This window comes from Micromonospora sp. DT178 (assembly GCF_049841695.1).
Lineage (GTDB): Bacteria > Actinomycetota > Actinomycetes > Mycobacteriales > Micromonosporaceae > Micromonospora.
The window spans coordinates 1-295 of record NZ_JBNCKV010000076.1 but is presented as its reverse complement, the minus strand read 5'-3'; the positions used below and the strand labels follow the sequence as shown (position 1 = coordinate 295).

The 295-nt window shown below is 70.8% G+C and carries 1 protein-coding gene; it reads left to right on the top strand.

Annotated features, from left to right (window positions below):
- Positions 1-295: KR domain-containing protein (locus ACLQ22_RS32025; RefSeq protein WP_425695606.1), on the top strand; the 295-nt coding region annotated here is incomplete at both ends.

The following is a 295-nucleotide window of genomic DNA, read 5'->3' as shown; positions in this document are numbered from 1 at the left end:
TGACGCCGCAGCGGCTGGAGACGGTGCTGCGGGCCAAGGCCGACGCGGCGTGGTGGCTGCACGAACTGACCCAGGATTCGGATCTCGCGTTGTTCGTGGTGTATTCCTCGGCAGCGGCCACGGTCGGGTCACCGGGGCAGGGCAACTACGCCGCAGCCAACGCGGTCCTGGACGCCCTGGCGCTACGGCGGCAGGCCGCCGGTCTGGTCGGACAGTCGCTGGCGTGGGGACTGTGGGCCCAGCAGTCGGCGATGACCGGGCATCTCGACGAGGTCGACCTGGACCGGATGCGACG